This window comes from Pseudomonas sp. Yb2C2 (genome assembly GCF_052112325.1).
In the GTDB taxonomy this organism is placed as follows: Bacteria; Pseudomonadota; Gammaproteobacteria; order Pseudomonadales; family Pseudomonadaceae; genus Aquipseudomonas; species Aquipseudomonas marginalis.
The window spans coordinates 1-23,190 of the sequence record NZ_JAVAJK010000035.1 but is presented as its reverse complement, the minus strand read 5'-3'; the positions used below and the strand labels follow the sequence as shown (position 1 = coordinate 23,190).

At 63.6% G+C, this 23,190-nt stretch carries 19 protein-coding genes; 16 read left to right on the top strand and 3 right to left on the bottom strand.

The features are described from left to right. Positions 1–134 precede the first annotated feature (134 nt). The 8 genes from Q8X51_RS30225 (at position 135) to ubiT (ending at position 7,264) form a co-directional block, all read left to right on the top strand. Entirely contained in the window at positions 135–1,325 is a 1,191-nt protein-coding gene (locus Q8X51_RS30225; RefSeq protein ID WP_074847064.1) for an NnrS family protein, read from the top strand. 9 nt (positions 1,326–1,334) lie between these two features. Then, positions 1,335–1,766 carry a hypothetical protein gene (locus Q8X51_RS30220; protein WP_074847063.1) on the top strand — a complete coding sequence of 144 codons (432 nt, stop codon included), beginning with the start codon at positions 1,335–1,337 and terminating at the stop codon, positions 1,764–1,766. 602 nt (positions 1,767–2,368) lie between these two features. Continuing rightward, positions 2,369–3,016: a pyridoxamine 5'-phosphate oxidase gene (gene pdxH / locus Q8X51_RS30215; RefSeq protein WP_053134398.1), complete on the top strand. Its 648-nt coding sequence runs from the start codon at positions 2,369–2,371 to the stop codon at positions 3,014–3,016. 85 nt (positions 3,017–3,101) lie between these two features. Continuing rightward, complete coding sequence (gene moaB, locus Q8X51_RS30210; protein ID WP_065924644.1) at positions 3,102–3,656, top strand: molybdenum cofactor biosynthesis protein B; 555 nt, start codon at positions 3,102–3,104, stop codon at positions 3,654–3,656. Then, positions 3,653–4,885, top strand: a complete 1,233-nt coding sequence (locus Q8X51_RS30205) for a molybdopterin molybdotransferase MoeA (RefSeq protein ID WP_407694393.1) — start codon at positions 3,653–3,655, stop codon at positions 4,883–4,885. The genes moaB and Q8X51_RS30205 overlap by 4 nt, the downstream gene beginning before the upstream one ends. 9 nt (positions 4,886–4,894) lie before the next feature. Further along, complete coding sequence (gene ubiU / locus Q8X51_RS30200; RefSeq protein WP_407694392.1) at positions 4,895–5,890, top strand: ubiquinone anaerobic biosynthesis protein UbiU; 996 nt, start codon at positions 4,895–4,897, stop codon at positions 5,888–5,890. A 10-nt stretch (positions 5,891–5,900) separates the two neighbouring features. Beyond that, positions 5,901–6,791, top strand: coding sequence for a U32 family peptidase (locus Q8X51_RS30195; protein WP_407694391.1), 891 nt, complete (start codon positions 5,901–5,903; stop codon positions 6,789–6,791). After that, on the top strand, positions 6,785–7,264 hold the full coding sequence (ubiT, locus tag Q8X51_RS30190; protein ID WP_407694390.1) for a ubiquinone anaerobic biosynthesis accessory factor UbiT: 480 nt from the start codon (positions 6,785–6,787) through the stop codon (positions 7,262–7,264). The genes Q8X51_RS30195 and ubiT overlap by 7 nt, the downstream gene beginning before the upstream one ends. On the opposite strand, the gene Q8X51_RS30185 is transcribed toward ubiT, so the two are convergent. From Q8X51_RS30185 to Q8X51_RS30175, 3 genes are all read right to left on the bottom strand, one after another. Beyond that, a complete protein-coding gene (locus tag Q8X51_RS30185; protein WP_065924648.1) occupies positions 7,265–7,945 on the bottom strand; it encodes a Crp/Fnr family transcriptional regulator in 681 nt (226 codons plus the stop codon). A gap of 1,119 nt (positions 7,946–9,064) precedes the next feature. Continuing rightward, on the bottom strand, positions 9,065–9,712 hold the full coding sequence (gene narL / locus Q8X51_RS30180) for a two-component system response regulator NarL (RefSeq protein WP_065924649.1): 648 nt from the start codon (positions 9,710–9,712) through the stop codon (positions 9,065–9,067). After that, positions 9,709–11,511, bottom strand: coding sequence for a HAMP domain-containing protein (locus tag Q8X51_RS30175; RefSeq protein WP_407694699.1), 1,803 nt, complete (start codon positions 11,509–11,511; stop codon positions 9,709–9,711). The genes narL and Q8X51_RS30175 overlap by 4 nt, the downstream gene beginning before the upstream one ends. 310 nt (positions 11,512–11,821) lie before the next feature. Between Q8X51_RS30175 and Q8X51_RS30170 the strand changes: the two genes are divergently transcribed. The 8 genes from Q8X51_RS30170 to moaA form a co-directional block, all read left to right on the top strand. Then, positions 11,822–13,078, top strand: a complete 1,257-nt coding sequence (locus Q8X51_RS30170) for an MFS transporter (protein ID WP_141690804.1) — start codon at positions 11,822–11,824, stop codon at positions 13,076–13,078. 2 nt (positions 13,079–13,080) lie between these two features. Then, a complete protein-coding gene (locus tag Q8X51_RS30165) occupies positions 13,081–14,478 on the top strand; it encodes a NarK family nitrate/nitrite MFS transporter (protein ID WP_407694700.1) in 1,398 nt (465 codons plus the stop codon). 57 nt (positions 14,479–14,535) lie between these two features. Continuing rightward, a complete protein-coding gene (locus tag Q8X51_RS30160; protein WP_407694701.1) occupies positions 14,536–18,309 on the top strand; it encodes a nitrate reductase subunit alpha in 3,774 nt (1,257 codons plus the stop codon). A 1-nt stretch (position 18,310) separates the two neighbouring features. Further along, complete coding sequence (gene narH / locus Q8X51_RS30155) at positions 18,311–19,849, top strand: nitrate reductase subunit beta (RefSeq protein WP_027607174.1); 1,539 nt, start codon at positions 18,311–18,313, stop codon at positions 19,847–19,849. Positions 19,850–19,852: 3 nt separating this feature from the next. Then, positions 19,853–20,608, top strand: coding sequence for a nitrate reductase molybdenum cofactor assembly chaperone (gene narJ / locus Q8X51_RS30150; RefSeq protein WP_065948143.1), 756 nt, complete (start codon positions 19,853–19,855; stop codon positions 20,606–20,608). Then, complete coding sequence (gene narI / locus Q8X51_RS30145; protein WP_065948144.1) at positions 20,601–21,281, top strand: respiratory nitrate reductase subunit gamma; 681 nt, start codon at positions 20,601–20,603, stop codon at positions 21,279–21,281. The genes narJ and narI overlap by 8 nt, the downstream gene beginning before the upstream one ends. A gap of 10 nt (positions 21,282–21,291) precedes the next feature. Further along, a complete protein-coding gene (locus tag Q8X51_RS30140) occupies positions 21,292–22,218 on the top strand; it encodes a peptidylprolyl isomerase (RefSeq protein WP_407694702.1) in 927 nt (308 codons plus the stop codon). A 1-nt stretch (position 22,219) separates the two neighbouring features. Continuing rightward, positions 22,220–23,190 (top strand): GTP 3',8-cyclase MoaA (gene moaA / locus Q8X51_RS30135; protein ID WP_407694995.1); only part of this gene is annotated, 971 nt, incomplete at its 3' end.

Here is a 23,190-nt window from a genome sequence, read left to right as displayed (position 1 = left end):
AACGTCCTTCGCGAGCTCGCTCCTACAGTGAGCGCAAGCGTAAGCGTTGAAGTGGGTTTGCGACTTGATCTACGACAAGGGCAACGCGCAGGTATCGGCGCAAGATTGCCGCAGTCCTGAAGGGAGACCGTGTCATGCAAGTGCTCGATCGGCGCAAGGCCATGTCGATTACCCCGTTGTTTCGCCTGGCCTTCCGGCCATTCTTCCTCGGCGCCTGTGTATTGGCGACGCTGGCAATCCCCCTGTGGCTGCTGGCCCTGGGCGGTCACCTCGGCAGCTGGCAGCCGGCGGGCGGCTGGCTGGCCTGGCATCGCCATGAGCTGCTGTTCGGCTTTGGCCTGGCGATTATCGCCGGCTTCCTGCTCACGGCAGTGCAGACCTGGACCGGCCGTCCGGGCATCAGCGGCAACGCCCTGGCGCTGCTTGCCGGCGTGTGGCTGGCGGCGCGCCTGGGGTGGTTGTTCAACCTGCACTGGCCGCTGTTGGCGGTGCTGGAGCTGACCTTTCCCCTGGCTGTCGCCGCAGTGATGGGCTGGACCCTCTGGCAGGTAAGACAGAAGCGTAATTACCCGATTGTGCTGGTGCTGGCGCTGTTGACCGTGGCCGATGCGCTGTCGCTGTATGGCTTGCTGCGCAATGACCCCGGCCTGCAACGCCAGGCGGTGCTCACAGGCCTGTGGCTGGTGGCGGCGATGATGGGCCTGATCGGCGGACGGGTGATTCCGTTTTTCACCCAGCGCGGTTTGGGCCGGGTCGAAGCGGTCAAACCCTGGGTGTGGCTGGACCTTATATTGCTTGGCGGCTCGCTGCTGATCGCCGTGCTGTATGCCGCAGGGCCTGCATTGGGCGCCAACCTGTGGATCGGCCTGCTGTTCGCCGCCCTCGGGTTGGGGCACCTGGTCCGCCTGGTCCGCTGGCATGATCGCGGCCTGTGGCGCGTGCCGTTGCTGTGGTCATTGCACCTGGCGTATGCCTGGCTGGCCGTGGCCTGCCTGGGCATGGCGCTGTGGCACTGCGGTGCGCCGCTCAATCCCAGCCTGGCCGTGCATGCATTGACCATCGGCGCCATGGCCGGGCTGATCCTGGCCATGATCGCCCGCGTCAGCCTGGGCCACACCGGCCGCCCGTTGCAGCCGCCGGTCGGGATGACCCTGGCCTTTGGGCTGCTGAACCTGGCGTGTGTGTGCCGGGTGGTGCTGGTCCTGCTGTTGCCGATGGCCGCGTTGTGGCTGGCGGGTGTGTGCTGGACCCTCGGGCTCGGCCTGTACCTGTGGCGGTATGGCCCGATGCTGTGGCAGGCGCGGGTCGATGGGCATCCAGGCTAGGGGGACGTCATGCTCTATTCCACCTTGTTGATCGTGCATCTGCTGGCGGCGATTGCGTTTATCGGCACGCTGTTTTTCGAAGTAGTGATCTGGCACAGCGCCCGTGAGGAATTGGCCTGGTCGGCGCAGTTCACCTCCGACCACGCCATTGCACGGCGTTCGCGCCAGGTACTGCACGGCGTGGTGGTGTTGCTGTACGGCGCCGGCATCGGCCTGGCCTGGCACTATCGCGGGCTGTTGGCGGTGCCCTGGGCCAGCCATTTCGGGGCGCTGCTGAGCCTGAAAATTTTGCTGGCCCTGAGCATCATCGGCCATTACCTGTGGCTGGCGTACCTGCTGGGCCATCAGCGCTTGAGCCCGAGGCGTGCGACGTGGATTCGTCGCAGTATCCTGGGGCATATGGTCGTGATCGTGATTCTGGCCAAGTTGATGTTGCGCTGATCAGGCAGGCTGATAGGTACCTGATGTATAGAGATCAAATGTGGGAGGGGCGGTGCGACGATTCGACTTGCTCCCGATGGGTCCTCTGGACCGACCATTTGCTGGGGTTGGAATGAGTACATATCCGTTGCTGCGGTAACGGCCACTTAGGGTTCCGCTCTTACAGCGGGTCACTTTTGGAAAAGAGCCCCAAAAGTAAAAAAGGGCTCTTGCCCCAACACTCGGCACCTCGCCTAGGCTCGGTGTGCCCGAACGCAGGCTTGAATCCGTGGGCCGCCGTCATGGGCCATCCTTGGCCCAGGACGGCTAACCCGGCGTCCTGCCGGGTTACCCACGGATTCAAGCCTGCGTTCGGCCAGCGTGTTTGACGGGGCGCCTAGGATCAAGATCAAAAGCCAGAGCCAGAGCCAGAGCCAGAGCCAGAGCCAGAGCCAGAGCAACAGCAACAGCAACAGCAACAGCAACAACGCGATCCGTTCTGTAGAGCCCCACACCTCAAGCAATCACATGCGGCGTCATGCCACGGGTGAATGTTGATCGTGGTCAAGGGATAACGGCGCGGTAGTTCCCACACTGTGGCGAACTTTCTGGAGGACCGTGTCATGCCCTTGTCTCTTGCGCAATTGCGCCGTAACTACACCCTTTATGGTTTGCGTGATGACTTGGCGCAGGACGATCCCCTGGTGCTGTTCGGTCAGTGGCTGGATCAGGCGCGCAAAACCGAGGTGCCTCCGGCGGAGGCCAATAGCATGGCGCTGGCCACCGTGGACAGCCAGGGCCATGCGCATTGTCGCATCCTGTTGCTCAAGGGTTTCAGCGCCGAGGGCTTTTTCTTTTTCGGGCATTACCAGAGTGCCAAGGGCGAGGAGTTGGCGAGCAACCCTCATGCGGCCATGACGTTTTTCTGGCCGGGGCTGGAGCGTCAGGTGCGTATCGAAGGCCCGGTGGTGCGGGCGGATGCGCAGTTGTCGGACGATTATTTCGATGCGCGTCCGGCTGCCAGTCAATTGGGTGCCTGGGCCTCGCCGCAAAGCCAGCCGCTTAGCCATCGCAGCGAGCTGGAAAGCCGCCTGCGTGAGGTCACCGAGCGTTTCGCCGGGCAGCAACCGCCGCGGCCCGAGCATTGGGGCGGCTACCGCCTGCAGCCGCAGCGCATCGAGTTCTGGCAGGGCCGGCCCGACCGTCTGCATGACCGTCTTGACTACCGCCTGCACGCGGGCATTTGGCAGCGCACGCGCCTGGCCCCCTGAACGAGATACCTCCTTGGAGGAATAGGCCCTGCGCCCGTTGCGGCGCAGGCTGACGGCAACTTTCTTGACGCCTGGAGCCTTGATCATGGCCCATTTGAAACAACGCAATTTTGTGCCCCTGAACATCGCCGTGCTGACCATCAGCGACACCCGTACCCTCGACACCGACACCTCCGGCCAGACCCTGGTGGACCGCCTCGAAAGTGCCGGGCATGTGCTCATCGACCGTGGCCTGGTGATCGACGACATCTACCAGATTCGTGCGCAGGTTTCGCTTTGGATCGCCGATCCCGAGGTGCAAGTAGTGCTGATGACCGGCGGCACCGGTTTCACCGCCCGTGACAACACGCCCCAGGCGGTGTTGCCGTTGCTGGACAAACATGTCGAAGGCTTCGGTGAGCTGTTCCGCCAGGTGTCCCTGGCCGAAATCGGCACTTCCACCGTGCAGTCCCGCGCGTTGGCCGGCATCAGCAACGGCGTGCTGGTGTGCTGCATGCCGGGCTCGCCGGGGGCGTGTCGCACCGGCTGGGACCAGATCCTGGCGGGGCAGTTGGACAGCCGCACCGGCCCGTGCAACTTCGTGCCGCACCTCAAGCCCCAGCCTGAGCAAACCCTGCAAGCCTGCGAGTCGCGTTCATGAGTGTCTCGGTGTGTGACAGCGGCCACCTGATGCCGGTGGACGAAGCCATCGCCACGCTGCTGGCCCAGGCGCCGCCGCCGCCGAGCACCCAGGTGATTGGCCTGGAGCAGGCGCTGGGGCGGGTGGTCGCTGAAGAGCTGTTCTCGCCCCTGGATTTGCCCGGTTTCGACAACAGCGCCATGGACGGCTACGCCCTGCGCGCCGAGGACGTGCCGGCCGAAGGCGGCTACCTGATGCTCGCCGGGCGCATTGCGGCGGGGCAGCACAGCAAGGTGAGCGTGCAGGCCGGGCAGGCCGTGCGCATCTTTACCGGTGCGCCGCTACCGCCTGGCGCTGACACGGTGGTGGCCCAGGAGCGTTGCCGCCTGTACGGCCAGCGCATCTGGTGCCCGCCGGTACGTCTCGGCGAGCACGTGCGCAAGCGGGGTGAAGAGCTGCAGCGCGGGCAGACCCTGATCGCCGTCGGCAAGCGCCTGCGCGCCCAGGATATCGGCTTGCTCGCCTCGGCGGGCATTCCTCGGTTGAAAGTCTATCGCCCGTTGCGGGTGTGCCTGCTCAGCAGCGGCAACGAGTTGCGTGATCCGGGCGAGGCGCTGGTGCCGGGGCAGATCTACAACAGCAACCGCTATGCCCTGGCCGCGTTGTTGCGTGGCTGGGGCGTGGACGTGCACGACTACGGGGTGATGGCCGATGAGTTGGCCGCCAGCCGTGATGCCCTGGCCCTGGCCTCGTCCGAATGCGACCTGTTGCTGACCTCGGCGGGGGTGTCGGTGGGGGAGGAGGACCATCTCAAGCAGGCCATCGAAGCGCTCGGTCGCGTGGACTTCTGGCGCCTGGCGATCCAGCCCGGCAAACCCCTGGCATTTGGCGAAGTGGCGGGCAAGCCGTGGCTGGGCCTGCCCGGTAACCCGTCGGCGGCGCTGATCACCGCGCTGGTGGTGGTGCGCCCGTTCCTGCTGCGCGCCCAAGGGGTGGAGCGGGTGCTGCCGGTGCCGATCCAGGTGCCGGCCGCGTTCGAATGGCTCACGCCCAACAAGCGCCGCCAGTACCTGCGTGCACGCCTGAGCCCTGGCGAGGACGGGCAATTGCGCGCCGTGCTGCACCCCCAGCAAAGCTCGGCGATGCTCACCGCCGCCTGTTGGGCCGATGGCCTGGTGATCGTCGAGCGTGAGCATCAGGTGCTCAAGGATGAACCGGTGCCGTTTGTGTCTTTCGCTGAATTTCTCTGAGGAGCCCCCATGCAACTGGTCTGCCCGGCAGGCAACCTGCCTGCGCTTAAAGCCGCTGTGCGTCAAGGCGCCGATGCGGTGTATGTCGGTTTTCGCGATGACACCAATGCCCGGCACTTTGCCGGGTTGAACATGGACGACAAACAGTTCGACGGTGCCGTCGCCTTTATTCGCCAGCACCAGCGCAAGCTGTACGTGGCGGTCAACACCTACCCGCAACCGAAGATCTGGGCGCGCTGGCAACGCGCCGTCGACCGCGCGGCGGACCACGGCGTGGACGCCCTGATCGCCGCCGACCCCGGCGTGCTCGACTACGCCAGCCGCCAGCATCCGCACATGGCCTTGCACCTCTCGGTACAGGGCTCGGCCACCCACGCGGCGGCGCTGAAGTTCTATGCCGAACTCTATGGCATTCGCCGCGCGGTATTGCCCCGTGTGCTGTCCCTGGCCCAGGTCAAGCAGGTGGCTGCGAGCAGCCCGGTGCCCATCGAAGTGTTCGGTTTTGGCAGCCTGTGCATCATGGCCGAGGGGCGTTGCCACCTGTCTTCCTATATCACCGGCGAGTCGCCGAACCTGTGCGGCGTGTGCTCGCCGGCCAAGGCGGTGCGCTGGAGCGAAGATGCCGAGGGCTTGAGTGCGCGCCTGAGCGAAGTACTGATCGACCGTTATACCGCCGACGAACCCGCCGGTTACCCGACCCTGTGCAAGGGCCGCTTCCTGGTCGGCGGCAAACGCTTCCATGCCCTCGAAGAACCCACCAGCCTCGACACCCTCGACCTGCTGCCGGAGCTCAGCGCCATCGGCGTCGAAGCGGTCAAGATCGAAGGCCGCCAACGCAGCCCGGCGTATGTGGAACAAGTCACCCGGGTCTGGCGCGCCGCGCTCGACGCCCACCGCAGCGCACCGGCCAGCTTTGTGGTCAAGGACCAATGGCGCCAGGTGCTGGCCGGGTTATCCGAAGGCAGCCAGACCACACTCGGCGCCTACCATCGTGCATGGCAGTGAGGAGACACAGATGAAACTCAGCCTGGGACCGGTGCTGTTTTATTGGGATAAGGAACACCTGGGGCGCTTCTACTCGGACATGGCCGGCTTGCCCCTGGACGCGATTTACCTGGGCGAAACCGTGTGTGCCAAGCGCCGCGCGTTTTCCCTGGACCGTTGGTTGGGCCTGGGGCGGGAGCTGCAGACCTGCAGCCCGGCGCAGATCGTGTTGTCGAGCCTGACCTTGATCGAAGCCGCCTCCGAACTGTCGAGCCTGCGCCGCCTGTGCGACAACGGCGAGTTGCTGGTGGAGGCCAACGACATGGGCGCGGTGCAGATGCTGATCGAACGCAAATTGCCCTTTGTCGGCGGCCCGGCGCTCAACCTCTACAACGGTCACGCCCTGGTGCAACTGCTCGACGCCGGCATGCAGCGCTGGGTGCCGCCGGTGGAGTGCTCCCAGGGCTTGATCGCCGACGTGCTGGAACAGGTGCGCGAATTGGGCCGGCCATTGCCCGAAGTGGAGATCTTCGCCTACGGCCATTTGCCCCTGGCCTACTCGGCGCGTTGCTTCACCGCCCGCGCGGAAAACCGCCCCAAGGACGATTGCCAGTTCTGCTGCAGCAACTACCCCGACGGCATGCCACTGACCAGCCAGGAAGGGCAGGCGCTGTTCACCTTGAATGGCATCCAGACCATGTCCGCCGACGTTACCAACCTGCTGGCCGATTACCCCGGCCTGGTGTCCAGCGGTGCCGATCTGTTGCGCCTGAGCCCACGGGCCGAGGGCATGGTCGAGGTGGTGCGTGCCTACGACCAGGTACGCCAGGGCGCTACGCCGCCGCTGTATGTCGAAGGCTGCAACGGCTACTGGCACGGCCAGGCGGGCATGTTGCGGGTTGAGGAGGTGGGCCTGTGCTGAGTCGTAAACCATGGCTGCTCAAGGGTGCCGACCGGTTGTTGCCATTGATCCGCCGTGTGCCGTTTGGCGTACAGCGCCTGGTCTTGCAGCAGGCCCTCAACCGCTGCCTGGCCAAACCCCTGCGCGACGGCGGGTTTGACCTGCTGCGCGGGCGTTGGCTGTGTTTGCGTATTCCTGACCTGGGGTTGTGCTGGTACCTGACCCTGGGGCGGGATGGGTTGCGGATTGCGCAAAAGGCTGAGGCGCAGGTCAGCATCAGTGGTAATTGGCGGGAGTTTCTGTTGCTGGCCAGCCGCCAGGAAGATCCGGATACGTTGTTCTTTCGCCGCCGGTTGGTGATTGAGGGGGATACGGAATTGGGGCTGGGGTTGAAGAATCTGATCGACAGTTTGGACTCGGATGTGTTGCCGCCCTGGTTGTGGCGGAATCTGGAGCGGGCGGGGCGGGCGTCAGCGGGCCATAGCGGGCACTGATCAGCCGGCCTGATAGCCCATCAACTGTTCTTCGCAGAGGATTCGAATGGTGCGCCGCTGCACCTCGATCAACCCGCCTTCCACCAGCCGGTGCAGGATCCTTGAAAAGGTCTCCGGCTGGATCCCCAGCTTCGACGCCACCAGGCGCTTGGGCACTTGCAGCACCACCTCGCCACTCAGCGCATCGCGCTCCTGGAACAGGAAGTTGATCACCCGACGGCTGGCGTTGGCCAGGGTCAGGGTGTCGATGTCCTTGAGGCGCTGATGCAGGTGGATGCTCATGCTGGCCAGGATCGCCAGGCAGATTTTCGGCTGGTCTTCCAGGGCCCGGCGGTAGTGCTGGCCTTCGATGCTGACCAGCACGCTGTCCTTGAGCGCGGTGGCGCTCACCGGATAGGCCTTGGCCTGGGTGAACAGCAGCGCTTCGGCAAAGGTCTGGCCGGGCTGGATGACTTCCACCAGATGTTCCTGGCCTTCACCCGTGACCCGGTGCAGCTTGATCTGGCCGCTGACCAGCAGGAAAAAACGCTCGGCCGCGTCGCCCTGATGCATCAAGGGCGCATGGCCGGGCAGGCGCTTGAGATTGGCCAGGGTACAGACGTCCTGGAAGGTTTTTTCCGGGAGCTGGCTGAACAGGTGATGGCGACGCAGGGTGAGCACGATGTGGGGATGGGTGAGCATGGTTGGGCCTCCGCAATGGGCTAGCGTAGAGGGCTTGGGGCGGGGTTGATATGCCTCTGTGGGGGTACCTCTTGCGGGGTTTGTGTGAAAAATGTGGGAGCGGGCTTGCCCCCTATGAGCGTAAGTATCTACACAACTTAGGTTAGGCCCTGTACCTGTTAGGTTAGGCCCTGTACCTGCGATGGCGAAGGGGCTCGCTCGCGGACGGCCTCACAGCTGGCAGGTATAGAGCGGGTGAAACGCGGGCCAAATGTGGGAGCGGGCTTGCTCGCGAATGCGGTGTGTCAGTGAATACATCTTTGACTGAACCACCGCTTTCGCGAGCAAGCCCGCACACACTTAAATCGCAATAAACCCGTTAAATACGTTTCGCCTGGCAGACCGTCACGGGAGCTTGCTCCCGTGGCGGCCTTTGGGCCGACCGCTTTTTTGGGGTTGGAATGAGTACATATCCATTGCTGCGGTCACGGCCACCTATGGTTCCGCTCTTACAGCGGCTCACTTTTGGAAAGGCCCAAAAGTAAGCAAAAGGCCTTCGCCCCAACACTCGGTACCTCGCTTAGGCTCGGTATGCCCGAACGAAGGCTTTGGAGCGTGGGCCGCCGCAATGGGCCATCCATGGCCCAGTGCGGCTAACCCGGCGTCCTGCCGGGTTACCCACGCTCCAAAGCCTGCGTTCGGCCAGCGTGTTTGACGGGGCGATCCCAAATCAAAAACAAAGCGAGGCGGCCTTAAAGCCGACCTGATCTTTGAAGCGTACGCGGTGTGGCTTCTACTTCCTTACCCGCTGACGAAGTCAGCAATCTTTTGATCTGGCTCTGGCTTTTGATCTGCTTTTGATCTTGATCTTAGGCGCCCCGTTAACCACGCTGGCCGAACGCAGGCTTGAATCCGTGGGTAACCCGGCAGGACGCCGGGTTAGCCGTCCTGGGCCAGGGATGGCCCATGACGGCGGCCCACGGATTCAAGCCTGCGTTCGGGCATACCGAGCCTAGGCGAGGTACCGAGTGGTGGGGCAAGAGCCCTTTGGTTACTTTGGGGCTTTTCCAAAGTGACCCGCCGTAAGGGCGGAACCCATAGCGGCCGTGACCGCAGCAACGGATATGTACACAAACAAACTCACCCCGCCTGCCGCAAATGCTCCATCGCCCAAACCGCCGCTTCCACCCGCGACCGCAACCCCAGCTTATGCAGCAAATTCTTCACATGCACCTTCACCGTGCCCTCGGTAATCCCCAGCTTATGCCCGATCACCTTGTTGCTGTGCCCACTGGCAATCGTCCTCAGCACCTGGCGTTCGCGCTCGGTCAATTCCACTGCCCCATGGGGCTGCGGCGAGCGCAGGGCCTGGGCCAGTACGCGGGTCAGGCCGGGGCTGATCACCAACGCGCCATGCAACGCATCACGGATGTACTGGATCAACAACTCCGGCTCCATGTCCTTGAGCAGATAGCCATTGGCATCCAGGCGCAACGCATCACGAATATCGTCTTCAGCGTCGGACACGGTAAACAGCAACACCTTGCCGCCATAGTTCATGGCGCGCAGGCGGCGCAGGGTTTCGAGGCCGTTCATGTGCGGCATGTTGTTGTCCAGCAGCACCAGGTCCGGTTGCAGGGTGTCGATCTGGTCCAGGGCTTCCTGGCCGTTGCCGGCTTCGCCGACCACTTGCAGGTCGTCTTCCAGTTCAAGCATCTGGCGCATGCCGTGGCGCATCATCGGGTGATCGTCGACCAGCAGGATACGGTGGCGGGTGAGGGTGTTCATGAGGCGGTGCCTTGTAGGGAGTGGCCGAGAAATTCCGGTTGGAAACGCAATTGCACGCGGGTGCCCTGGGGCTCGCGGGGGCTGATGTCGAGGCGGCCATGCAGGCTGCGGGCGCGCTCGTCCATGATGGTCAGGCCGTGGTGTTCGCGGGTGTCGACCTCACCGCAGAAGCCCCGGCCGTCGTCCTCGATGCTCAGGCTCACGGTCTCGCCTTCCTGGCGCAGTTGCAGCCAGGCGTTTTGCGCATGGGCATGGCGCAGGCAATTGGACAGGGCCTCGCGGGTGACCTGCAACAAGTGGATCTGTTCGCTGGCCGACAGTTGGAAGGCCAGGGCGTCCACATGCAGGTGCATCTGGAACTCGCCACGCCGCGAGAACTCTTCGGCGGTCTCCTGCAGTTCCTGCACCAGCCCGGCATCGTGGATTTGCAGGCGGAAGGTGGTGAGCAATTCGCGCAGTTGGCGGTAGGCGTTGTTCAGGCCATCGCGCAGTTCGGCGGTGACGGTGGCCAGGGTTTCCACCGGTTCGCCACGGCGGATCAGGGTTTGCATGCGGCTGACCTGCAGCTTCATGTAGGACAGCGCCTGGGCCAGGGAATCGTGCAGTTCGCGGGCGATGATGGTGCGTTCGTCGAGCAGCAGCAGGCGGTGGTCCTGTTCACGCTGGCGCTTGAGCGACAGCGAGGTGCCGATCAGGTTGGCCAGGGCCTGGATCAGTTGTTTTTCCCAATCCTGGGGGGGATGGCCATCGTCGAAGTGGGCCTTGAGTTCGCCCAGTTCCGAGCCCTGGTTGCTGATGCTGAATACCTGGGGGAGCGCCACTTTCTGTTTTTGGCACGTTGCGCAATCACCGATGGCGCAGACGTTGCGGCTATCCCCTCCATTCAGGGAGAGCATCTGCTGGGCCGGCGCCAGGAAGTGCCCTTGCAGGCACAGCGACAGGCGCAACCCCGGCAGGCGTTTCTGGAAGCGCCGGATCAGTTCATCCAGGCCCTCGGCGTTCGCCAGGCGCGTGGCCAGGCTGCGGCTGCTCTGGTAAAGCAGCTCCAGGGCGGCGTTGGCTTGTTGCAGGTTGAGGGTTTTCTGCCGCACCTGGCTCTCGAGGGTGCGGTGGGAGTGTTCAATGGTCTCGGCCATGGCGTTGAAGCTCAGGGCGAGTTGCCCCAATTCGTCTTCGGAGCGGTGATTGACCCGGGTCTTGAAGTCACCATCACGAAAGCGCCGGGTCGCGTGCACCAGTTCTTCCAGGGGGTTGACCACGCCGTACTGCAATTCGTACAGGCCGATCAGCAGGATGATCAGCGTGCTGAACAGCGCCAGGCCCTGGATGCCTTGCTGCCAGCCCTGTTTCTGTTCGCTGTGTTGTTGCAGGAGGCTGACGAATTGGTTCAGTTGCTCGACGAACCCCGGTGCGCTGGCCTGGAACAGCACCGCGTCGCCGCGTGCCAGCGCCGGGCGCAGATCGGTGTCCCAGCGCTGCTGGATCTGTTGGTAGCTCTGCAGCAGGGCGCTGCGCGGGCCGTCTTCGAGCACCGCCTTGAGCGATTGGCTGTCGAGGCGCCCTTGCAGGCTGTGGGTGATGGCGTCGATCTCGTCGGCAGGGGCCCCGGCGGCGAGTTTCCAGCTGAGGTGGTAGGTCTCCATGCGCACCGAGCCGGCGGTGTTGATGGCGGCCGCGTCGCCCTGGCTGAACCAGGCGATCAAGCCGGCGCTCAAGGAGCTGGCGAGGGCGAGAATGGCGATCAGGATTACCGCCAGGCCGGCGCGAGCGGGCAGGGAGCTGCGCAGCCAGTTAAACATGGCGGCGTGATCGAAGGGGGTTGAGAGCCTGCATGGCGGCACCTGCAAAGGGAAAAGGGCTGAAAAACCGCAATCCCTGGCGCACTACCTCTAAAGAGTTGCCGGCCAACCCTCCCACGGGAAAACGCCGGCACAAGAGACCAATCCATTGATAAATAAAGACTTTCTCTTGTTGTTAGGACTACCTCCTTAGAGGTATGTGGGGCCAGCATAGCCCCATACCCCCCAGGCGGACGTTGACCTGGGTCAAGTTCCACGGGGGTGTCGCCCCTAACCTGCGCCCATGGAATCACTTTCTGGAGCGCATACCGTGACTCAACCCCGTATGAGACAAGGCCTGGTGCTGGGCATGAGCACACTCGCCTTCACCGTCTGCTTTATGGTGTGGATGATGTTCGCCGTGTTGGGCGTACCCATCAAAGAGCTGCTGCAACTCAACGAAACCCAGTTCGGCCTGTTGGCCGCCACGCCGGTGTTGACCGGCTCCCTGGTACGCCTGCCCCTGGGCCTGCTGACTGACCGCTTCGGCGGGCGCATCGTGTTCTTCCTGTTGATGCTCGCCTGTGTGCTGCCGCTGTACCTGATCACCTACGCCACCGCCTATTGGCAGTTCCTGGTGCTGGGCCTGTTCGTCGGCCTGGCCGGCGGTTCGTTTTCGGTGGGCATCGCCTACGTCGCCAAGTGGTTCGACAAAGAGAACCAGGGCTTTGCCATGGGCGTGTTCGGCGCCGGCAACGCGGGCGCCGCCGTCACCAAGTTTCTGGCCCCGGCGCTGATCGCCCTCGGCACCTGGCACCTGGTGCCCAAGGTGTTCGGCGCGATCCTGTTTATCACCGCGCTGCTGTTCTGGTTCCTCACCAGCGAGAACAAGACCCACCGCAGTGGCGGCGGCGCCAGCCTGCGCCAGCAGTTGCTGTGCCTGAAAGACCCGGCCGTGTGGCGCTACTGCCAGTACTACTCGATTGTATTCGGCGGCTATGTGGCCCTGGCGCTGTGGATGACCAAGTACTACGTGCAGGAATACGGCTTCAGCCTGCAAAGCGCCGCGCTGCTGGCCGCGTGTTTCTCCCTGCCCGGCGGCGTGCTGCGTGCGGTGGGTGGCTGGATGTCCGACCGCTGGGGCGCCCAGAGCGTGACCTGGTGGGTGCTGTGGGTGAGCTGGATCTGCCTGTTCCTGCTCAGCTACCCGCAGACCCAATTGCAGGTGCAGACCGTCAACGGTCCCCTGGATTTCCATATCGGCCTCAACGCCACCCTGTTCACCGTGCTGCTGTTCGTGATGGGCATCGCCTTCGCGTTCGGCAAGGCCTCGGTGTTCAAGTACATCGCCAATGACTACCCACAGAACATGGGCGCGGTGTCCGGCATCGTCGGCCTGGCCGGTGGCCTGGGCGGCTTTGTGCTGCCGATCCTGTTTGGCGCCCTGGTGGACCTCACCGGCGTGCGCTCGTCCTGCTTCATGTTGATGTACGGCGTGGTCTGGGTGTCCCTGACCTGGATGTACTTCAGCGAAATGCGCAAGCAACCGCTGTTGGGCAAAACCGCCCAACCTCTCCAAGGAGAATGAACATGTCCATCGCGCAAAAGCCCGGCTCGGGGCCGGTGATCCACGACTGGCGCCCTGAAGACCCGGCGTTCTGGGGCGCCAGCGGCAAGAAGACCGCGACCCGCAACCTGTGGATCTCGATTCCCGCGCTGTTGCTGGCCTTCGCCGTGTGGATGGTGTGGAGCACGGTGATCGTGCGCCTGAACGCCATCGGCTTTACGTTCACCACCGACCAGCTGTTCTGGCTGGCGGCGTTGCCGGGCCTGTCCGGTGCCACCTTGCGGGTGTTCTACTCGTTCATGGTGCCGATCTTCGGCGGCCGCCGCTGGACCGCCCTGAGCACCGCGTCGCTGCTGCTGCCGTCGCTGTGGATGGGCTTTGCGGTGCAAGACCCCAACACCCCCTACAGCGTGTTTGTACTGATCGCGCTGCTGTGCGGTTTCGGCGGCGGCAACTTCGCCTCGAGCATGTCCAACATCAGCTTCTTCTACCCCAAGTCGCAGCAAGGCACGGCCCTGGGCCTGAACGCCGGCCTCGGCAACCTGGGGGTGTCGGTGATGCAGTTCTGCGTGCCGCTGGTGATCACGTTCGGCGTGTTCGGCCTGGTGGGCGGTCAACCGCAGGCCTTGGCGGATGGCAGTCAACTCTGGCTGCAGAACGCCGGTTTCATCTGGGTGCCGTTTATCCTCACCGTCACCGTGGCGGCCTGGTTCGGCATGAATGACCTGTCCAGCGCCCGCGCTTCGTTCAGCGAGCAGGCGGTGATCTTCAAGCGCAAGCACAACTGGCTGATGTGCTGGTTGTACCTGGCCACCTTCGGCTCATTCATCGGCTTTTCGGCGGCGTTCCCGCTGCTGATCAAGACCTCGTTCCCCGATGTGGTGGCGCTGAAATTCGCCTTCCTCGGCCCGCTGGTCGGTGCCCTGGTACGCCCACTCGGCGGCTGGCTGGCGGACAAGCTGGGCGGCGCACGGGTGACCTTGTGGAACTTCGTGCTGATGATCGTGATGGTGTTCGGCGTGCTGCACTTTTTGCCGGTGAACGGGCAGGGCGGCAGCTTCTACGGTTTCCTCGGCATGTTCATGCTGCTGTTCATCACCACCGGCGTCGGCAACGGCTCCACCTTTCGCATGATCCCGGTGATCTTCCGCACCCAGCACGAGAAGGCCAGTGCCGGTAAATCCGCCGCCGATCGCGAGCAGGCGATCAAGGATGCCGGCAAGGAATCCGCCGCCGTGCTGGGCTTCAGCTCGGCCATGGGTGCCTTCGGTGCGTTCTTCATTCCCAAGTCCTTCGGCACATCCATGGCCGCCACCGGCAGCCCGGCGATGGCCTTCTACATGTTTGTCGGTTTCTACCTGAGCTGCATTGTCGTGACCTGGTGGTGGTACGCCCGCAAAGGCTGCGCCACACCCTGCTGATCGACCACGAATTCGCGGGGCAACGCACCCCACGGCACGCCTGATGAGGAAAGCATCATGAGTCACTTACTGGATCAACTGCGGTTCTTCAACCGCAAGCAAAACGAATTCTCCGACGGTCACTGCGAGACCCGTAAGGAGTCCCGCGACTGGGAGAACGTCTACCGCTCGCGCTGGCAGTACGACAAGATCGTGCGCTCCACCCACGGCGTTAACTGCACCGGCTCGTGCTCGTGGAAGATCTACGTGAAGAACGGCCTGATCACCTGGGAAACCCAGCAGACCGACTACCCGCGCACCCGCAACGACCTGCCCAACCATGAGCCACGCGGCTGCCCACGGGGTGCCAGCTACAGCTGGTACATCTACAGCGCCAACCGCCTCAAGTACCCGAAGATCCGCAAGCCGCTGCTCAAGCTGTGGCGTGACGCGCGCCAGACCCTGTCGCCGGTGGAGGCGTGGGCGAGCATCGTCGAGGACAAGGTCAAGGCCGACTCGTACAAGAGCAAGCGCGGCATGGGCGGTTTCATTCGCTCGAACTGGGAAGAGGTCAACGAGATTATCGCCGCCTCCAACGTCTACACCATCAAGCAATACGGCCCGGACCGCATCGTCGGCTTCTCGCCGATCCCGGCCATGTCCATGGTCAGCTACGCGGCGGGTTCGCGTTACCTGTCGCTGATCGGCGGCGTGTGCCTGAGCTTCTACGATTGGTACTGCGACCTGCCACCGGCCTCGCCGATGGTGTGGGGCGAGCAGACCGACGTGCCGGAATCGGCCGACTGGTACAACTCCAACTACATCATCGCCTGGGGTTCCAACGTCCCGCAGACCCGTACCCCGGACGCGCACTTCTTCACCGAGGTGCGCTACAAGGGCACCAAGACCGTGGCCATCACCCCGGACTATTCGGAAGTGGCCAAGCTCACCGACCTGTGGCTCAACCCCAAGCAGGGCACCGACGCCGCGTTGGCCCAGGCCTTCAACCATGTGATCTTCAAGGAATTTCACCTGGATAAACCGAGCGCCTACTTCACCGACTACGCCAAGCGCTTTACCGACTTGCCGGTACTGGTGATGCTCAAGCCGATGACCGGGTTCGCCCCTGGCGCTGGCTTCCAGCCTGACCGCTTCCTGCGCGCCTCGGACCTCACCGGCAACCTCGGCCAGGACAACAACCCGGAATGGAAAACCATTGCCCTCGACGAGAGCGGTGAGTTGGTCTCGCCACAAGGGTCCATCGGCTACCGCTGGGGCGAGAAGGGCAAGTGGAACATCCTCGCGAAGGAGGGCGGTGAAGGCCGCCCCATCGACCTCAAGCTCAGCCTGATCGGTGACGACGTCGCCGAAGTGGCCTTCCCGTATTTTGCCGGCGAAGCCCACGAGCACTTCCAGCACGTGGCTGGCGATGCCGTGCAGTTCCGCCGCGTGCCGGTGCACAGCGTGACCCTGGCCGACGGCAGCGTGGCCAAAGTGGCGACGGTGTTCGACTTGTCCGCCGCCAACCTGGCCATCGACCGTGGCCTGGGCGGCCAGAACGTGGCCAAGGACTACGACGACGCCAGCGTGCCGGGCACCCCGGCGTGGCAGGAAGCGATCACCGGCGTCAGCCGCGAGAAAGCCATCCAGATCGCCCGTGAATTCGCCGACAACGCCGACAAGACCAAGGGCCGTTCGATGATCATCGTCGGCGCGGCGATGAACCACTGGTACCACATGGACATGAACTACCGCGGGCTGATCAATATGCTCATGCTCTGCGGTTGCGTCGGCCAGACCGGCGGCGGTTGGGCCCACTACGTCGGCCAGGAAAAACTGCGCCCGCAATGCGGCTGGCTGCCCCTGGCCTTTGGCCTCGACTGGAACCGCCCGCCACGCCAGATGAACGGCACCAGCTTCTTTTACGGGCACAGCTCGCAATGGCGCCACGAGAAGATGAGCATGCATGACGTGCTCTCGCCGCTGGCCGACAAATCGCAGTTCCCGGAACACGCCCTGGACTACAACATCCGCGCCGAACGCGCCGGCTGGTTGCCGAGTGCGCCACAGCTCAACACCAACCCGCTGCACATCTGCCGTGATGCGGCTGCCGCCGGCATGACGCCGAAAGACTACGTGGTCAAGTCCTGGCAGGACGGCAGCCTGCGCTTCGCCTGCGAACAGCCGGACAGCCCGGTGAACTTCCCGCGCAACATGTTTATCTGGCGCTCCAACCTGCTCGGTTCCTCGGGCAAGGGCCATGAGTACATGCTCAAGTACCTGTTGGGCACCAAGAACGGCGTGATGAACGAAGACATCGGCCACAGCACCGAATGCAAGCCCACCGAGGCCGAATGGGTCGAGGACGGCGCCATCGGCAAGCTCGACCTGGTGACCACCCTGGACTTCCGCATGTCCTCCACCTGCGTGTATTCCGACATCGTCTTGCCGACCGCCACCTGGTACGAAAAAGACGACATGAACACCTCGGACATGCACCCGTTCATTCACCCGTTGTCGGCGGCCATCGACCCGGCGTGGGAGTCGCGCTCCGACTGGGAAATCTACAAGGGCATCGCCAAGGCGTTCTCGGCCATGTCGGTCGGCCACCTGGGCGTGGAGCAAGACCTGGTCACCGTCCCGTTGATGCACGACAGCGTCGGCGAACTGGCCCAGCCGTTTGGCGGCACCGACTGGAAAAGCGCCGGTGTGACGCCGGTTCCTGGCAAGAACGCGCCGAACATGGCGGTGGTGGAGCGGGACTACCCGAACATCTACAAGCAGTTCTCGTCCCTGGGTCCGATGCTGGAAAAACTCGGCAACGGCGGCAAGGGCATCAACTGGAACACCGATGAAGAAGTCGAGTTCCTCGGCGAGCTGAACCATCACGAAAGCGCTGCGGGCATCAGCCACGGCCGGCCGAAAATCGACACGGCCATCGACGCCGCCGAAGTGATCCTGTCCCTGGCCCCGGAAACCAACGGCAAGGTCGCCTTGAAAGCCTGGGCCGCGCTGTCGGAATTCACCGGCATCGACCACAGCCACCTGGCGATCTCCAAGGCCCACGAAGCGATTCGCTTCCGCGACATCCAGGCGCAGCCGCGCAAGATCATCTCCAGCCCGACCTGGTCAGGCCTGGAAGACGAGCACGTGAGCTACAACGCCGGCTACACCAACGTGCATGAAAACATCCCATGGCGCACCATCACCGGCCGCCAGCAGTTCTACCAGGATCACCCGTGGATGCAGGCGTTCGGCGAGCAGTTGATGAGCTACCGGCCACCGGTCAACACCCGCACCATCGAAGGCGTGAAGGGCAAGCGCAGCAATGGCGAGACCGAGATTGTGCTGAACTGGATCACCCCGCACCAGAAGTGGGGCATCCACAGCACCTACAGCGACAACCTGCTGATGCTCACCCTGAGTCGTGGCGGACCGATCGTGTGGCTCTCGGAAATCGACGCCAAGCGTGCCGGCATCGAAGACAACGACTGGATCGAATGCTTCAACGTCAACGGTGCATTGACCGCCCGTGCGGTGGTCAGCCAGCGCGTCAAGGAAGGCATGGTGATGATGTACCACGCCCAGGAACGCATCGTGAACGTGCCGGGTTCGGAAACCACCAAGACCCGTGGCGGCCACCACAATTCGGTAACCCGCGTGGTGCTCAAGCCGACCCACATGATCGGCGGCTATGCCCAGCAGGCCTACGGTTTCAACTACTACGGCACGGTCGGTTGCAACCGCGATGAGTTTGTCGTGGTGCGCAAGATGGCCAAGGTCGACTGGCTCGATGGCTCCAGCGGCGATGATTTGCCGCGCCCATTGCCGACTGACATCGAGGAGAACTGAGATGAAAATTCGCTCACAGATCGGCATGGTCCTCAACCTGGACAAATGCATCGGCTGCCACACCTGTTCGATCACCTGCAAAAACGTGTGGACCAGCCGTGAAGGCATGGAATACGCCTGGTTCAACAACGTCGAGTCCAAGCCCGGCATCGGCTACCCCAAAGAGTGGGAGAACCAGGACAAGTGGAAGGGCGGCTGGGTGCGCAACGCCAACGGCTCGATCAACCCACGCATCGGTGGCAAGTTCCGCGTGTTGGCGAACATCTTCGCCAACCCCGACCTGCCGAGCCTGGACGACTACTACGAGCCGTTCGACTTCGACTATCAGCACTTGCACACCGCACCATTGGGCGAGCACCAGCCGACCGCACGCCCGCGTTCGCTGGTGTCCGGCAAGCGCATGGAAAAGATCGAGTGGGGCCCGAACTGGGAGGAAATCCTCGGCACCGAGTTCGCCAAGCGCCGCAAGGACAAGAACTTCGACCAGATCCAGGCCGACATTTATGGCGAGTACGAAAATACCTTCATGATGTACCTGCCGCGTCTGTGCGAGCACTGCCTCAACCCGGCGTGTGCGGCATCCTGCCCGAGCGGTGCGATCTACAAGCGTGAAGAAGACGGCATCGTGCTGATCGACCAGGAGAAATGCCGGGGCTGGCGCATGTGCATCAGCGGCTGCCCGTACAAGAAAATCTACTTCAACTGGAAGAGCGGCAAGTCCGAGAAGTGCATCTTCTGCTACCCGCGTATCGAAGCCGGTATGCCGACCGTGTGCGCCGAAACCTGCGTGGGTCGGATTCGCTACCTCGGTGTGCTGCTGTACGACGCCGACCGCATCAGCGAAGTGGCCAGCACCGCCAACGAGCAGGACCTGTACGAGAAGCAACTGGAAATCTTCCTCGACCCGAATGACCCGGCGGTGATTCGTCAGGCCCTGGCCGATGGCGTGCCGCAGTCGGTGATCGACTCGGCCCAGCGTTCGCCGGTGTACAAAATGGCCGTCGACTGGAAGTTGGCACTGCCGCTGCACCCGGAATACCGCACCTTGCCGATGGTCTGGTACGTGCCGCCGCTGTCACCGATCCAGAACGCCGCCGCGGCCGGCACCGTGGGCATGAACGGGGTGATCCCGGATGTGGACAGCCTGCGTATTCCGCTGCGCTACCTGGCGAACATGCTCACCGCCGGCGATGAAAAACCGGTCAAGCGTGCACTCAAGCGCTTGTTGGCGATGCGCGCCTACAAACGCTCCCAGCAAGTCGATGGCGTACAGGACCTGCAAGTGCTCGAAGACGTCGGCCTGAGCGTGGAGCAGGTGGAAGAGATGTACCGCTACCTGGCCATCGCCAACTACGAAGACCGCTTCGTGGTACCGAGCGCCCACCGTGAAGACGCCATGAGCGACGCGTTCGCCGAACGCTCCGGGTGTGGTTTCAGCTTCGGCAGCGGTTGCAGCGGCAGCTCCGACACCAACATGTTCGGCGCCAAGAAAGCCAACCGCCGTGACGTGCTGAAAACCGTCCAGATCTGGGAGGACTGAGCCATGCGCATTCTTAAAGTGATTTCGTTGCTGCTGGACTACCCCACTGAAACCTTGGTGAACGGTCGCGATGAACTGGAGCAGGCGATTCTCGAATCCCGGGAAATCAGCCCCAAGCAGCGCGGTGCGTTGTTCGAGCTGCTGGAACTGATCTGCGCCAATGACCTGATGGACGGCCAGGAACACTACGGCGCGCTGTTTGGCCGGGGCCGTTCGCTGTCGCTGTTGTTGTTCGAACACGTGCACGGCGAGTCCCGCGACCGCGGCCAGGCCATGGTCGACATGATGGCCCAGTACGAAGAAGCCGGGTTTGCCATCGGCGTCAAGGAGCTGCCGGACTACATCCCGTTGTACCTGGAGTTCCTGTCCACCCGCGAAGACATCGAGGCCCGTGAGGGCCTGGCGGATGTGGCGCACCTGTTGGCCTTGCTCGCTGCGCGTCTGGACGAGCGTGAGAGCGGCTATGCCAGTTGCTTCCGTGCGTTGTTGCAGATTGCCGGCGCCGAGCCGCACCAGGCCGTGGCCGAACTGCGCGCCCAGGTCGCCGCCGAACCGCGGGACGACTCCCTCGAAGCCCTGGACAAAATCTGGGAAGAGGAGGCGGTGGACTTTATGCAGGCTGAGCAACAGGACCGCTGCGGCTCGATGCCAAGCGCCCCCGGCAAGGCCCGCGAAGAAAGCGCGGTGCCGTTGCACTGGGTGGATTTTCAGCAAGAAGGCCGGGCCGCAGCGCCCGCCGGGGAGGTGGGTAATGTCTAAGTGGAATTTGCTGGTATTCGGGGTGTACCCCTATGTGGCCCTGGCGATCTGCCTGTTGGGCAGTTGGGCGCGGTTCGACCTGTCGCAGTACACCTGGAAGGCCGGTTCCAGCCAGATGCTCAACAACCGGGGCATGCGCGTGGCGAGCAACTTTTTCCACATCGGCGTGCTGTTCGTGCTGGCCGGGCATTTTGTCGGCCTGCTGACCCCGGCGTCGGTTTACCACCATGTGATCAGCACTGAGAACAAGCAGTTGCTGGCGATGGTCTCGGGCGGCTTTTTCGGCCTGCTGTGCCTGGTGGGCCTGCTGATGCTGGTCAAGCGTCGCCTGGGCGATCCGCGCGTGCGGGCGACCTCGAGCCCGTCGGACATCCTGATCCTCTTGGTGCTGCTCGCGCAGTTGCTGCTGGGCCTGCTGACCATCGTCGCGTCCACCGGGCATATGGACGGCTCGGTGATGGTGATGCTCGCCGACTGGGCGCAGAACGTGGTGCTGTTGCGGCCGGTGGAAGCGGCCGAGTCGATTGCGCCGGTGTCGCTGATCTACAAGGCCCACGTGGCGCTGGGCTTGACCCTGTTTGTGCTGTTCCCGTTTACCCGCCTGGTGCACATGGTCAGCGCGCCGATCTGGTACCTGGGGCGTCGTTATCAAATCGTGCGGCAGAAGTATTGAGGAGAACGTCATGACTACAGGATGCGGATGTGGTGGCGGTAACGGCGGCAGCGGTGGTTGCGGCTCGTCGGCCAAGGAACCGGTGATGGCCGAGGCCGTGGCCCAGGCTTCTTTCGAGGAAATCAAGGCGCCGGAGTTAATCGCCAGCAGTGAACAGGAATGGCCGATCATCAGCGTCAACGGCGTGGCGGTCACGCCCGAGGCCATGGCCCTGGAGTTGCAATACCACCCGGCCGCCAGCCGCGAGGAGGCGGTGTACCTGGCCGCCCGCGCGCTGGTGATCCGCGAGCTGTTGCAACAGCGGATCGCCGAGCTGGGCCTGGCGGTGGAAATCGCCGCCGGAGAGAACGAAGAAGAAGCCGCCACGCGTTTGCTGCTGGAGCGCGAGGTGACGGTGCCCGACTGCGACGAAGCCACCTGCGTGCGCTACTTCGAGAACAACCGTGGGCGCTTTCACAGCGCGCCGTTGCTGGCGGTGCGGCACATCCTGCTCGAGTGTGCGCCGGACGACGCCGAGGCGCGCCACCTGGCGCACACCCAGGCTGAAGTCCTGCTGCTGAGCCTGGAAGAACATCCGGGCCAGTTTGCCGAACTGGCGCTCAAGTACTCGGCCTGCCCGTCCAAGGCCCAGGGCGGTTCGTTGGGCCAGGTGAGTAAGGGCCAGACCGTGCCCGAGCTGGAGCGCCAGCTGTTCACCCTGGCCCCAGGCCTGGCCGCCAAGCCGCTGGAGAGCCGTTATGGCTGGCACGTAATCAGCGTCGACCAGCGTATCGAAGGCCAGCCGCTGCCTTATGAAGCGGTCGCGGTCGCGATTCGCACCCAATTGCAGCAAGGGGTGTGGCAGAAGGCATTGGTGCAGTACCTGCAAACCCTGATCGGCGCAGCGGACATCCGCGGCATCGCGCTGCAGGGTGCCGACTCACCGTTGGTGCAGTGACATGAGCCTGGTGGATGGGGTGGGCCGTTCGATCGATTACCTGCGCTTGTCGGTGACCGACCGTTGCGATTTTCGTTGTGTGTACTGCATGGCGAAAAACATGACATTCCTGCCGCGCCAGCAGGTGTTGACCCTGGAAGAACTGCAACGCCTGGCCGCGCTGTTCGTGGGGCAGGGCGTGCGCAAGATCCGCCTCACCGGGGGCGAGCCGCTGATTCGCCCGGGCATTGTCGGGCTGTGCCGCAACATCGCGGCACTGCCGGGCTTGCGTGAACTGGTGATGACCAGCAATGGCTCGCAGTTGGCGCGACTGGCGCGGCCGTTGGTGGAGGCGGGGGTCAAGCGCATGAACATCAGCCTCGACAGCCTGGATGCGCAGCGCTTTCGTGGGATCACTCGCAACGGTGATCTGCGCCAGGTGCTGGACGGTATCGAGGCCGCGCGGGATGCGGGGTTCGAGCGGGTCAAGCTCAACTGCGTGGTAATGAAGGGGCGCAACTTTGACGAGGTCCCGGCGTTGGTGCGGTACGCCATCGACCAGGGGATCGACATCAGTTTTATCGAGGAAATGCCCCTGGGGGACGTGGGGCGATCGCGGGGGGAGACGTTCTGCTCCAGCGATGAAGTACGGGCGGTGATTGCCCGTGAGCATGGGCTGATCGATAGCACCGAGAACAGCGGCGGGCCGGCGCGGTATGTGCGATTGGCGGGGCATCCTGGGACGCGGGTGGGGTTTATTTCGCCTAATTCCCATAATTTCTGTGGCAGTTGTAATCGGGTACGGATGACGGTGGAAGGGCAGTTGCTGTTGTGCCTGGGGCAGGAGGATGCGCTGGATTTTCGCGCGTTGTTACGGCGCTATCCGTTGGGGGAGGGGCCGTTGGTAGGGGCGTTGCAGAGGGGGTTGAGGGGAAAGCGGTTGCGGCATGGTTTCAGTGGGGGGGGGGAGGTGCAGGTGGTGCGGTTTATGAA

Bases quoted from the DNA above. Each gene is read 5' to 3' on its own strand.
- narJ (WP_065948143.1), top strand. From the start codon at position 19,853: ATGCGCATTCTTAAAGTGATTTCGTTGCTGCTGGACTACCCCACTGAA.
- Q8X51_RS30165 (WP_407694700.1), top strand. From the start codon at position 13,081: ATGTCCATCGCGCAAAAGCCCGGCTCGGGGCCGGTGATCCACGACTGG.
- Q8X51_RS30140 (WP_407694702.1), top strand. From the start codon at position 21,292: ATGACTACAGGATGCGGATGTGGTGGCGGTAACGGCGGCAGCGGTGGT.
- Q8X51_RS30220 (WP_074847063.1), top strand. From the start codon at position 1,335: ATGCTCTATTCCACCTTGTTGATCGTGCATCTGCTGGCGGCGATTGCG.
- narI (WP_065948144.1), top strand. From the start codon at position 20,601: ATGTCTAAGTGGAATTTGCTGGTATTCGGGGTGTACCCCTATGTGGCC.
- pdxH (WP_053134398.1), top strand. From the start codon at position 2,369: ATGCCCTTGTCTCTTGCGCAATTGCGCCGTAACTACACCCTTTATGGT.
- Q8X51_RS30195 (WP_407694391.1), top strand. From the start codon at position 5,901: ATGAAACTCAGCCTGGGACCGGTGCTGTTTTATTGGGATAAGGAACAC.
- Q8X51_RS30185 (WP_065924648.1), bottom strand. From the start codon at position 7,945: ATGCTCACCCATCCCCACATCGTGCTCACCCTGCGTCGCCATCACCTG.
- moaB (WP_065924644.1), top strand. From the start codon at position 3,102: ATGGCCCATTTGAAACAACGCAATTTTGTGCCCCTGAACATCGCCGTG.
- Q8X51_RS30175 (WP_407694699.1), bottom strand. From the start codon at position 11,511: ATGTTTAACTGGCTGCGCAGCTCCCTGCCCGCTCGCGCCGGCCTGGCG.
- Q8X51_RS30205 (WP_407694393.1), top strand. From the start codon at position 3,653: ATGAGTGTCTCGGTGTGTGACAGCGGCCACCTGATGCCGGTGGACGAA.
- ubiU (WP_407694392.1), top strand. From the start codon at position 4,895: ATGCAACTGGTCTGCCCGGCAGGCAACCTGCCTGCGCTTAAAGCCGCT.
- Q8X51_RS30160 (WP_407694701.1), top strand. From the start codon at position 14,536: ATGAGTCACTTACTGGATCAACTGCGGTTCTTCAACCGCAAGCAAAAC.
- narL (WP_065924649.1), bottom strand. From the start codon at position 9,712: ATGAACACCCTCACCCGCCACCGTATCCTGCTGGTCGACGATCACCCG.
- narH (WP_027607174.1), top strand. From the start codon at position 18,311: ATGAAAATTCGCTCACAGATCGGCATGGTCCTCAACCTGGACAAATGC.
- Q8X51_RS30225 (WP_074847064.1), top strand. From the start codon at position 135: ATGCAAGTGCTCGATCGGCGCAAGGCCATGTCGATTACCCCGTTGTTT.